General features: G+C 38.3%; 15 protein-coding genes. 4 read left to right on the top strand and 11 right to left on the bottom strand.

Annotated elements, in window-relative coordinates; genetic code table 11:
- The 4 genes from FHT21_RS12685 to FHT21_RS12670 all read left to right on the top strand — a co-directional run bounded on the left by FHT21_RS12685 (position 1) and on the right by FHT21_RS12670 (position 2951).
- On the top strand, positions 1 to 891 hold the full coding sequence (locus FHT21_RS12685; RefSeq protein WP_167295013.1) for an SMP-30/gluconolactonase/LRE family protein: 891 nt from the start codon (positions 1 to 3) through the stop codon (positions 889 to 891).
- A gap of 500 nt (positions 892 to 1391) precedes the next feature.
- The gene (locus tag FHT21_RS12680) at positions 1392 to 1682 is read left to right on the top strand and encodes a hypothetical protein (RefSeq protein ID WP_029277549.1); all 291 of its coding nucleotides are present in this window, start codon (positions 1392 to 1394) and stop codon (positions 1680 to 1682) included.
- 162 nt (positions 1683 to 1844) lie between these two features.
- Positions 1845 to 2033 (top strand): cold shock domain-containing protein, encoded by a 189-nt coding sequence (locus FHT21_RS12675; protein ID WP_025142821.1) that lies wholly within the window; start codon positions 1845 to 1847, stop codon positions 2031 to 2033.
- Positions 2034 to 2279: 246 nt separating this feature from the next.
- Positions 2280 to 2951, top strand: a complete 672-nt coding sequence (locus FHT21_RS12670; RefSeq protein WP_167295012.1) for a hypothetical protein — start codon at positions 2280 to 2282, stop codon at positions 2949 to 2951.
- Position 2952: 1 nt separating this feature from the next.
- Here FHT21_RS12670 and FHT21_RS12665 read toward each other — a convergent pair whose 3' ends face one another.
- The 11 genes from FHT21_RS12665 to FHT21_RS12615 form a co-directional block, all read right to left on the bottom strand.
- Entirely contained in the window at positions 2953 to 3294 is a 342-nt protein-coding gene (locus tag FHT21_RS12665) for a hypothetical protein (protein WP_167295011.1), read from the bottom strand.
- A 129-nt stretch (positions 3295 to 3423) separates the two neighbouring features.
- On the bottom strand, positions 3424 to 4332 hold the full coding sequence (moaCB, locus tag FHT21_RS12660) for a bifunctional molybdenum cofactor biosynthesis protein MoaC/MoaB (RefSeq protein ID WP_167295010.1): 909 nt from the start codon (positions 4330 to 4332) through the stop codon (positions 3424 to 3426).
- A gap of 1 nt (position 4333) precedes the next feature.
- Positions 4334 to 4777 (bottom strand): molybdenum cofactor biosynthesis protein MoaE, encoded by a 444-nt coding sequence (locus FHT21_RS12655; RefSeq protein ID WP_167295009.1) that lies wholly within the window; start codon positions 4775 to 4777, stop codon positions 4334 to 4336.
- A 1-nt stretch (position 4778) separates the two neighbouring features.
- Complete coding sequence (locus FHT21_RS12650; protein ID WP_167295008.1) at positions 4779 to 5885, bottom strand: HesA/MoeB/ThiF family protein; 1107 nt, start codon at positions 5883 to 5885, stop codon at positions 4779 to 4781.
- A 5-nt stretch (positions 5886 to 5890) separates the two neighbouring features.
- Positions 5891 to 6124, bottom strand: a complete 234-nt coding sequence (locus FHT21_RS12645) for a MoaD/ThiS family protein (protein ID WP_167295007.1) — start codon at positions 6122 to 6124, stop codon at positions 5891 to 5893.
- Positions 6125 to 6128: 4 nt separating this feature from the next.
- A complete protein-coding gene (locus FHT21_RS12640) occupies positions 6129 to 6626 on the bottom strand; it encodes a molybdopterin-binding protein (RefSeq protein ID WP_167295006.1) in 498 nt (165 codons plus the stop codon).
- A 1-nt stretch (position 6627) separates the two neighbouring features.
- Positions 6628 to 7368 (bottom strand): sulfite exporter TauE/SafE family protein, encoded by a 741-nt coding sequence (locus tag FHT21_RS12635; RefSeq protein WP_167295005.1) that lies wholly within the window; start codon positions 7366 to 7368, stop codon positions 6628 to 6630.
- Between the two features lie 3 nt (positions 7369 to 7371).
- The gene (gene glp, locus FHT21_RS12630) at positions 7372 to 8550 is read right to left on the bottom strand and encodes a gephyrin-like molybdotransferase Glp (protein ID WP_167295004.1); all 1179 of its coding nucleotides are present in this window, start codon (positions 8548 to 8550) and stop codon (positions 7372 to 7374) included.
- Between the two features lie 7 nt (positions 8551 to 8557).
- A complete protein-coding gene (gene moaA, locus FHT21_RS12625) occupies positions 8558 to 9538 on the bottom strand; it encodes a GTP 3',8-cyclase MoaA (protein WP_167295003.1) in 981 nt (326 codons plus the stop codon).
- Positions 9535 to 10125: a nucleotidyltransferase family protein gene (locus FHT21_RS12620; RefSeq protein ID WP_167295002.1), complete on the bottom strand. Its 591-nt coding sequence runs from the start codon at positions 10123 to 10125 to the stop codon at positions 9535 to 9537. The genes moaA and FHT21_RS12620 overlap by 4 nt, the downstream gene beginning before the upstream one ends.
- Positions 10126 to 10141: 16 nt before the next feature.
- Entirely contained in the window at positions 10142 to 11245 is a 1104-nt protein-coding gene (locus tag FHT21_RS12615) for an XdhC/CoxI family protein (protein ID WP_167295001.1), read from the bottom strand.
- Positions 11246 to 11398: the final 153 nt, after the last annotated feature.

The raw sequence follows: 11398 nt of genomic DNA, 5'->3' as shown, positions 1-11398 counted from the left end.
ATGAAAAAATATTTCGTCTTTTTTGCCTTCATAGCCTTAAGCACCATTTCATTTGCACAAAGTGCAGGAAAAAACCTTTTTGTCCAGGATAGTTTAAAGTTGATTTCGTCGCAGTTTAAGTTTACTGAAGGTGCATCTGTTGATAAACAGGGAAACGTTTTTTTTACTGATCAACCGAACGATAAGATCTGGAAATACGATATTGATGGTAATTTGAGTTTATATATGGATAAATCGGGTAGGGCAAACGGAACTTATTTTGATAAGAAAGGAAACTTGATTGTGTGTGCCGACGAACATAACCAGATCTGGTCTATCGATAAAAACAAGAAGATAAAAGTGCTCTTCAGCGATTATGAAGGTAAAAAGGTAAATGGTCCGAACGATATCTGGTTGGATGCTAAAGGTGGAATATATTTTACCGATCCTTATTATCAGCGCGATTACTGGAGTAGAAAAGCGCCGGAGATTCAAGGCCAAAAGGTATACTATCTGCCAAAAGGGAAAAAAGAAGCTGTTATCGTTGCTAATGATGTGATTAAACCTAATGGTATTGTAGGTACTCCAGATGGTAAATTTTTGTATGTGGCCGATATGGATGCGAATAAAACTTATCGTTATCGTATTGGTACCGATGCCAAATTAGCAGACAGACAACTTATTCTTAACCAGCATTCTGACGGGATGACTTTAGATAGTGAGGGAAATATTTATGTAACCGGAAAAGGGGTGAATATTTACAAACCAACAGGCGAACAAATCGGTCATATTGAAGTGCCTGAACAGTGGTGTGGTAATGTTTGTTTTGGTGGAAAAGATAAAAACTTGCTTTTTATTACGGCTTCAAAATCGCTGTATGTTATTCCTACTAATGCAAAGGGAGTAGAGTAGTAGTGTATTATAGTCGTTTAAATGGCATATTTAGCTAAAAAAACAAAGATGAATTAAGCCAAAAAAAAAATCTGTTCAGTTTATTCAACCCCAAAAAATATAAAAAGCATTAATTAGTTTTGAAATTCCTACTTATAGGGATAGACGACTATGAAAAAGCCCTCTCAGGATTGAAGGGCTTTTTTAATTTCATCTATTGTCTAATCTTGAAAGGGAGTAACAAAGAATTTTATACATACAATCCTATTTTAATAAATCGATGTTTGAATAACCCTATGACAGAACTTTTGCCCGTTCATGGTCCAATTATCAAAACAGCTTTCATATTTACCGGAGCATTTAGAGACATCTTTCTTGTATTTAAGCCTCTGAAAAAAGTTTAGGCTAGCGAATCACAGGAGTTGAAATTTAATATCCAGAATTGTATAGGTCCTGTTACAATTAACCTAATTTGGAATAATTTTTTAAATTAGCATATATTAAAAAAACCTGATAAGCTTATGGAAAATCTAAAAGAAGAAACCAAAATCAAAGCTTTCCTCACCAGGATAAAAACAGAGTGGCCAGGAGTGGTAGAACGCTTTGAGTTTAAAACAGGCAGTGTAATTTACGTTCATTTAAAGGAGGGCATATCGAGCATGGATTTTCTCGGTAAACTTTCCAGACAGGTAGAACGTTTTGTCGATTTTAGTATGCCTATTATCTTGTATCATATTGAAAGTGATGGCATGAATTTAAGGTCGCACCCGATTAATTGGTATTCTTCTATTACGCAAGGAAAATCTTTTTAACCCGTAAACATTCGCGGTTAATAGCTTAGACTGTAAAATAGCAGCAATAATTTTTACAGTTGTAAATCTTTTTGTGCATAATTAGCAATTTTGTTTGCCAGTAATTTTGGTTTTTGGGTTTTAATCCTATTTTTGGTTTTTAATTTAAAAACATCCAGTATAATGAAAAACGGAACAGTAAAATTTTTTAACTCAGAAAAAGGCTTTGGCTTTATTAAAGAAGAAAGCGGATCTGAGATTTTTGTGCATGCATCAGGCCTGATTGACGAAATCAGAGAAAATGATACAGTTGAATATGAAGTTCAAGAAGGCAAAAAAGGCCTTAATGCAGTGAAAGTAAGAGTTGTTTAATTCTTCCCCCAAAAGATTTTGAGCAGGATTTAGTCCTGCTTTTTTTTTGCACGGATACTTTATTACACTATCGAACTTAGGGATACGATTTACTGAACAAAAAGGTTGAAAAAATTTCCTGCTCATTTCTAGTTGATTACCATTCTGATCGACTTACCTCGTTATCTATATCGTTGTTTTTTGAATTGGATTTTTATTTTTGCCAATGTCGATCTACTCGGCCGGAACCAAACAAATTAAATATTTTTGCAACTTTCTATTTTTTCAATTCAGGAACCTGTTATAAACAATAAACCGCTAGATCGGGGTACTTTTATGGCTGCGGCACAGTTTGTAATGGCACTTAATTTTGCAGGCGAATTTGAGCTTTTAAGTTTATCAGCTATGAATACACAAGCTGGCACTGCAAAAAAGGGCGGATTGGTATTTGTACGTAATGGAAAGTTGAAAATGCATCCCGAAATCTACGATCATTTGGCGTTAATATCGATATCTTCCATTTGTGCAGGCAGTGTTTATTTCTATGGTCGTGATAAAATTGCTGCAGAAATTGTAAATCTGCCCTACAGTGATGGCCTTTTAAACCTGGAGGGCGCCGAAGATGATTACATGGCTTTTAAACGTTTGTGCAGCCCTGTATCGCGTTTCTTTTTGCTACTGGCTAAAAAAGTGCAATGGTCTGCAATTCTATCTGCCTTTAGGTTTTTTATGATGGAAGGTATTTGGGATGTGGTTAATTTTGTAGCCCAGGCACTGCACCAGGCTGATGCTGATGTACTCGCCTGTGCACAACTTTTAGAAAGTATGCAAAAACAAGAATGGTACCCTGGTTTTTGTCAGTCGCTTCAGGATTTTCATGCCTCCCGTTATCCTCTAAATAAAGTTGGTTTAGAATCAGAACTGCCAGAGATGGCTTAAATTATTTCAGATAATTTTCTAATAAAACACTTATTTCATCTCCAATAGCTCTATTGCCCATATTATTGAGTTTTTGTTGCGAAGAATTGTGCTTTTCGATGTATGTAGCCTCTGTTTTATTAAATTTAAGATAACCCTGTTCAAAATAGCGTTCTTCAATTTCGGTAGAAGAATCCATCGATCTGAACCATAATTTAATCAAAGAGCCTGTAATTTTATCAAAGTAAAGCCAGTGGTAGGTCGCTTCTGCATCAGCATTCTCGGGCAAACCAAGACGTTGAATTTCTAGAATAGCAGTATCAGAATTCTGGAAAAAGTATAAAATCTTATATTTAGACGACATGCCGCAAAAGTAGGACTTAATTTTTTATCACAAAAAATATTTTTGCTGTTTAGATTTAATATTGTTGATCAGGATCTGTGATCTTGATCTATGCCCACGGATTTTCAATCTGGTTAATAAAGTCTAGGATCAATGTTTTTCCCCTTTAATAACCTTAAACAAATGTAAAACCTGTGGGAAAAGCGCATCCATACTTTCTTCTGCACCACCTTTCGAGCCTGGGAAAGTAAGCACCAATGTTTCACTAATAAAACCTGCTACACCACGCGAAAGCATAGCATAAGGCATGCGTTCCTGGCCATAACGGCGGGCGGCTTCCATAATCCCTTCAATGTTCCTGTCAATTAAAGGCGCAATGGCTTCAGGAGTTACGTCGCGTGGTGAAAGGCCGGTTCCTCCTGTAAAAATGATCAGATGATAACCGCTTTTACTTAACTCACTGGCTTTATTCCGGATGATATTGATTCCGTCGGGTACGATTTCATATTTCTCAGCATTGATTTCCCACTGGGTGAGTCTCGAAATAATTGCTTTGCCAGCGCTATCCTGTGCTTTATTTTCGAAAATAGAGTCTGAACAGACTACTACTGCAGCTTTTATTTCAGGGAATTTCGCGTTTTTAAGGTCAGATTTTCCTCCCGATTTTTTTAATAACCTGATATTTTCGATTTCGACTCCCTTGTCAATTGGTTTTAACATATCGTACATGGTTAAGGCGGTAACCGAGGCACCATGCATCGCTTCAACCTCTACACCTGTTTTGTAAATGGTATGTACTTCAACATTAATAATGATGGTTAAACCCACAATTTCGTAAGTAATAGCAGTGTATTCAATCGGAAGCGGGTGACAATCCGGAATCACGTCGCTTGTTTTTTTTACGCCGAATAATCCTGCTGCACGGGCAAATTCAAATACATCACCTTTGGGAATTTTGCGTTGCTCAACGGCATCAATGGTTTCCTGTTTCGATACCTTTACAGTAGCGGTTGCAATGGCAATCCTTAAGGTATTGGATTTTTTTGTGATGTTTACCATATTAAATATTTTCTTTCCACTGGTGGGTTTCGTCTTCGAATATTTCTTTTCCCCAGATCGGTAATTCAGCTTTTAATCGGTCTACTACTTCACTACAGGCTGCTATTGCAGGTTTGCGGTGTGCCGATGAAGTAAAAACGAAGAGGCAGATCTCGCCTGCTTTAACTCTGCCTAAGCTATGATAAATGTGCATACAGTTTAATGGATATTTTTGGAAAATATCTTCTCTGATCTGATGCATTTTTTCAAGCGCGAGGTCTTCGTATGCGGTATAATCAATCGCTGCAACAAATTTGCCGTTAATTTCATCTTTTCTCACCTGACCCATAAAAATACTATGGCCACCAATAGCAGTTTTGCTATTGTGCTTGGCAATGCTATCGGCTATAAAAGCAGGTGCTATTGAACCATCAACAAATATGTTTTTAATTTTTTTTTCGCTCATGTTAGGGTTTGAGAAAATGATCTCTCCATTTTACAATACCACCTTTTAAACTGTAAATCTTTTTGGCATCACCGTATTTTTCCTGCATGGCCTCTGCCGCTGCTACACTTCTGATTCCATGCTGGCAGATTAAAACCACATGTTTTTGGTAAAACTCTTTGCTCATAAAAGCGCCAAACTCCGACATTGGTACCTGTGTAAAGATTTGTTTATCCAATATCGGTACTTCGTGCCTTTCACGTACATCGATTAAAATTGTCGATTCTAACTGTTGAAGTTTAACCAGTTCGCTGGCATCAATTTCTATATACCCCTGTGGTCCTTCGCTGGTATCCTGATAATCCATATTTAAAAATTCATCAACAGTTTTAGGCAGGATATAACCGCCTCCGTGACTGATGTTGATGGTGTATTGTTCTTGTGTGAGTAAATTATAACTTAATATTTTATTGGTTAACGGCTGCCCAATTTTGGCAATCAGTTTGATGGTTTCTGCGGCTGCCATGGTACCCAATATGCCTGGTAATACACCTAAAATACCATTTTCGGCACAATTGGCTATTTCTCCTTTATCGGGGGGGATGGGGAAGATATCGCGGTAATTGGTGCTGGGAGTAAAATGATCTGGAGCGTTAAATATGGCTAACTGCCCCTCAAAACCCGAAACTGCGGCAAATATAAGTGGTTTGTTAAGTAGTGCACAGGCATCGTTAATCAGGTATCTGGATTCGAAATTGTCTGTACCATCTAATATGTAATCATATCTGGATAGAATATCGAGGATATTGTTTTTCTGCAAACGGATCGGATGACGGATAATACCGATCTGGGTATTCATTTCCTGCAGGCGCTTTGCCGCAATCTCTACTTTCGGCTTTCCAATATCGGCTGTAGTAAAAAGAATCTGTCTATGTAAATTGGATAATGAAATGGTATCATCATCAACAATGCCAATATGGCCAATGCCAGCAGCAGCCAGGTATTGCAGCGCAGGACAGCCCAAACCTCCAGCGCCAATAACAAGTACTTTTGCCCTTAAAAGCTTTTGTTGTGCTTCCTCCCCAAACCCTTTAAGGATAATCTGCCTATTGTATCGCTCTGCACTCATATTGCTTAACCACCAGAAAAAGGTGGCATTATGGCTATTGTAGCCTGGTTTAAAATTTCCGTATTCTGTTGAACAATATTTTTATTCAAGGCAAGTTTGTATTTCATACCTTTTAAGGCTGGAAATCGATCTTCGAGGTATTGTTTAAATGTATCGGTATCGCGAATGCCTGCAATATCAACCTTTTGATTCTTGATGAATTCGGTAATTTGGCCAAAACTGATTATTTCGATTTCCATGGTGCTAATTTACCTGTAAGATGCTGATTTTACTCAATCCTTTTACAAATCTTCTTCCTGTAGCGAAATCGCTGGGTGTAATAATGGCGATATTCCCTTTTTCAGTCTTGACTGGATCGGTATCATAATTACTTAAAACCATCAGTTGGTTTCCGGTTGGTGAATTAAAAATTTCGTTCCACGAATACACTACTTTATAGTTATCAGTTGCGGTAAAAACAAGGTAGTATTCGCTAAGTGTTTTTGGTGAAGCAGCATCTATTTCTACTTTGGCCAAAATATCTTTTAAAAGCACACCTTTAATGTTTTTGATACTGTTTTTACGTTGCATCAAATGGTTAAAAATCGTCATACTATCCAAACTAACGGATTTATAAGTACTTAAATTGTCTAGAGTGATTGTTAATGGCTTTTTAACCTTCCCTTCGATTATAAATTGCTTGCTTTCTTGGGCATTTGCAGCAAAACTTAAAAATAATACGGCGATGATAAGGTATTTCATATTATGCATGTGTAAATAATAATTTATAAGCGGCTAGCGCTAATACGCAGGCGAGCACATTTTTTAAAACGGTTTGCGGAAATTTTAAGGCGCCAAAATAAGCACCGCAAATGCCACCAACAAAAGCTACTCCGACATAAGCAAGCATATGACTATTAAATTCGAAGCCTTTAATCAGCTGGCCGCCTAAACCAGCAACTGAATTAACAAAGATGAACGCTGCACTAATTGCCGCCGTCTGCTTTTGATCTGTCCACTTTAACAATAATAGGACAGGGGAAAGGATAATTCCGCCCCCGATGCCGATCATGCCCGAAAGCAAACCGATAATACCGCCAATAGTAAGTGATAAAGGAATATTTGATGGTTTGAAATCTTTAGGATCGGTATTTTTAAAGAAGAAAAAACGGATGACCGGGATGAGTAAAAGTAACCCTAAAATCTTTTTATAAATGGAACTTTCAATAACCATCATACCGCCCACAAAAGAGAGTGGTATAGAGGCAACGGCAAAAGGCCAAAAGGTTTTCCACTTAAAGTGACCACCGCGATAAAACTGGATAAAGGAAGTGGAAGAAACAAACAGATTAAGCAATAATGCCGTAGGCTTCATGATGGCGGGCGAAACAGCAAAAATAGCCATTAATGCAAGATAGCCGCTTGCTCCGCCATGCCCTACTGAAGCATATAAAAAAGCAACAATAAAAAGTAAACAGTAAAAGAGTATAAAACTTTCTTGCATGGTTTAGTTTGGTAAAATCATTACAGTTATGGTATCACTTTTATTAAAGTGTTCTTGTATTTCATCGAGGCAGATGAGGCAATTGGCCTGTGCAAAGGAGCTTAATCGGTAAGATTCTTGCGCACTGAGCGGGGTGACCAGTCCATTTTCATATTTGCCTTTTAGGAAATGTGCTAGTCCCGCAGGCTTGGAATAGGGATGTGTAAGCTCTGCCTGAACCTCAATAACACTATTGTTTTGATGTGATAAGGATTTTATGGATGGCAATACGTAATTATAATAGCAGCTGAGTACAGATGAAGGGTTGCCTGGAAGTCCGAATATTAGCTTCTGATCTTTTGTGCCAAAGTACAAAGGTTTACCTGGTTTCTGTTTCACTTTATGAAAAATCTGTTTGATGCCGCAATGTGAGGCTGCTTCAATTACGAAATCATAATCGCCAACACTTACACCTCCTGTCAACAGAACAACATCGCTGTTTGCCATTGCATTTAGTAGTACGTTTTTTAAGATCCCGAGATCATCGTCAGCTTCATAAACGGCAACCTGTTCAATCCCTTCAAGTTTTAAAGCAGCAGAAAGAGAATAGGAATTCGATTCATAAACCTGTCCAAATTCAAGAGGCTTACCCGGTTGCTGTAATTCTTTTCCCGTTACAATAATCGAAATTTTTGGCATGGGATAAACGCTAACTTCGTTAATGCCAATCCCTGCCAGAAAGCCAATAGCGGCAGGACTAAGAAAATCCCCCTTTTCCATAGCCAATGCGCTAGCTTTTATCTCCGAACCCTTATCGCGTACATTTAAGCCAGGTTTTAAATTGAGATCCTGTAAGGTGATTTTTCCATCTATCCTTGTAATTTTTTCCTGCATCACTACGGTGTCGGCACCTTTGGGCAGCGGAGCACCTGTAAATATTCTACTGGTTTCGCCCTTTTGGATTGTAATGTTAGTTGCTGTTCCAGCAGCCATTTCGCCAACCACGCTGAGTTCTTGTTCGCGATCTTCAAACTTTAATGCATAGCCATCCATTGCTGACTGGCTAAATGCGGGAATATCATATTTTGCATAAACATCGGCTGCAAGAATGAGCCCTGATGCTTTTGCCAAGTCAATAGAAATGGGATTTAATGCTTTTATATGTTGAGAAATGAGGTGTTTTGCTTCTTTTACGCTGATCATGAAAATTTTATCCTCCAATGGTAATCATACTTCTGTTTTGAATAGTAGTTGCATCAATTTTTTCGAAATCACCCGCCAACTGCCCGCCTAATGCTTTCTTTTTGCTCCATATAGTCGCTTGGATTAACGGAAGCACATCTTCATTTTTCCGCAATGCAGTAAGCAGATCGGTTTCGCTATCCGAAAACAGGCAGTTTTTGAGTTTGCCATCTGCGGTTAGGCGCATGCGGTTACAGGTATCGCAAAAAGGATTGGTCATGGTGCTGATAATGGCAAACGAACCTTCGTGACCAGGGATCATGAAACTTTTGGCCGTATCGTGCGGTTCTCCTTTAACAGGTAATACGGTGAAATCTTTTTCAACCACGGATAGGATTTCATCTAAAGAAAACATTTTATTGCTCGTCCATTTATTACCGCTAAAGGGCATGAACTCAATAAACCTGATCTGGATGGGGTTGTGTTTGGTCCAACTGATGAAATCGTTAATTTCGTTGTCGTTAAGCCCTTTCATCACCACCATATTTACTTTCACCTTTATTTTATGCTGCAAAAGCAGTTCTATATTGCTGCGTACCTGATGGAAAACATCCCTGCGGGTAATCATAAAGAACTTCTCAGGCTGTAATGTATCCAGACTAATGTTAATGGTTTTAATACCTGCTTCTTTTAATACAGGCAACATTTCTGCAATGCGGGTTCCGTTTGTGGTAATTACAAGCTCAACCGGAAGTTTACCCAATGCCGCAATAATTTGAGCAGCATCTTTTCTCACCAATGGTTCACCGCCCGTAAGCCTGATTTTTTTTACGCCATTGGCTACAAAAACTTCTGCCAGCTTAATAATTTCTTCGGTTTGCATGAGCCGGGAAGCAGGGGTGAAGTCGTATTCTTCTTCGGGCATGCAATAAAAGCAGCGAAAATTGCAGTTATCTGTAAGTGATATCCGTAGGTAATCGTGTACTCTTCCAAAAGAATCTGCTATCATTGCTGGCTAATTAAATTATTGTAATCTGTTTCTGTATCAATATCAATTCCTCCATGCTCGAAAGCTACTGTCTCCAGATCCTGCGGATACTGCTTTAATATGCTTTTTGCCCCTTCAGTCCCTTTAAGCGATAAAAGTGCTTCAAAGTAGTCTTTTTTGAAGAGAACAGGAGTTCCTATCGTTTCATTATATGAACTGGCAATGATATTTTTGCCTGTTTCTTTCTGCTTTTCAATTAAGTTATTAAAGTTACTCATTTTTATAAAAGCCTGGTCAGCCACGGCAATAATGATGCTTTCAATTTCACTATTTTTTTTAACCAAGGTTGAAAGTCCGGCAACAATACTTGAGGCCATTCCATTTTTCCAGCTTTCATTAATAACGAAGTTAATCTGGTCATGCTGATGTTGGCCGGCTATTTCTTTCGCATATGCGCCTAAAACAACAATAACAGGTTTGCAATTTGTTTCTAAAGCTTCATTTATTACCGTTTTTAAGAGTGTTTTTCCTTTGTAGTCCAAAAGCTGTTTTGGTCTTCCTAAACGTGAAGAGTTGCCTGCTGCCAATATGATGATGCCCGTTTTCAATTGCTTAATTATTTTTTTATTCGTAAACGTGGATCGGTTTTTTCTTCTCTTTTAAGAATATAGCCGATGCCCCGGTAAAAACGGATTTAATCTCTGCGAGGATAGAAATGGCAATTTCTTCTGCGGTTTCTGCGCCAATATCAAGCCCTATGGGCCCGTGCACTCGTGTTTCGTTTATTGGGGTTGCTAAATCCAGTTCATCTAACATTCTGATTAGCTTTTTCTTAGGCCCTAGTGTGCCAATATATGGTGCATTTGTACCCAATAGATATTTAAGTAGTTCGAGATCGTAGCTGTAATTATGTGTCATCAGTACAAAAGCTGTTTGCCCATCTATCTGAATTTGTGGTAACACATTTTCGGCTTTACTCACTAAAACTTTGGTTGCATTTGGAAAACGTTGAAGTGTGGCGTGGGCAGGCCTTCCATCTATCACAGTTACTTCCCAGCCTAAAAGGTAAGCCATTTCTGCCAAAGGCTGTGCATCATTGCCCGCACCTGCTATAATTAATGAAATTGGAGGTTGGATAAACTCCAGAAAGGCATCAATCTGTTGACTGCCGAGTTCATAGACCTTAAATGTTGTAGTTTTATTTTCAGAAACTTTTTGGATATCCTTAATTGCTTCATCACTGATAGATTTTGGGATTTTAGATAGGATAGGTTTATTTCTAAAAAGCATGCTCGTGCCCAATTGCAACTTATCCGCTAACGAAAAAAGTGTAACCAATACAGCGTTTTCCCTTTTGCTTTGCAAAGCGGTTAAAATAGCGATGGGGTTTAAGTCGTCCGTTTCTATAATGGGTTCGAACAGAATGTGTACAATGCCATTGCAGCCCAACTGTACACCAAATTTGGCATCATCTTCGTCTGTAGTATCGTAAGTAATGAGTTTGTTTTCTTGCTGTACTATTGCCGAAAGTGCTTTCCGTAAGGCATCACCTTCTAAACAACCGCCGCTAATGGCTCCTGTTAAATGGCCATCTTCAGTAATCAACATCCTGGCACCTGGCCTGCGATAAGAAGAACCTTCTACCTTAACTACCGTTGCGAGGGCTGTTTTTTTCTTTTCTTTCGTTGCCTTTTGATATGCCTTTATGATATCGGTAATTTCTTTCATTAGGGATTGATGCAATAGATGATGCAATTTAACGATAATCTATTACAAAATGGTCAAAAGAACGCCGTAAGATATGCCTTATGGAAGCAATCCCAATAACGAGGCTGCAACAATTAAACCTGAAGGAGTTTTTAAGCAGTAGAATCCATACTC

Origin of the sequence: Pedobacter sp. SG908 (assembly GCF_011759615.1) — a bacterium.
GTDB lineage: Bacteria > Bacteroidota > Bacteroidia > Sphingobacteriales > Sphingobacteriaceae > Pedobacter > Pedobacter riviphilus.
Note: the sequence above shows the minus strand (reverse complement) of the source record. Positions and strands in the feature narration are given on the sequence as shown.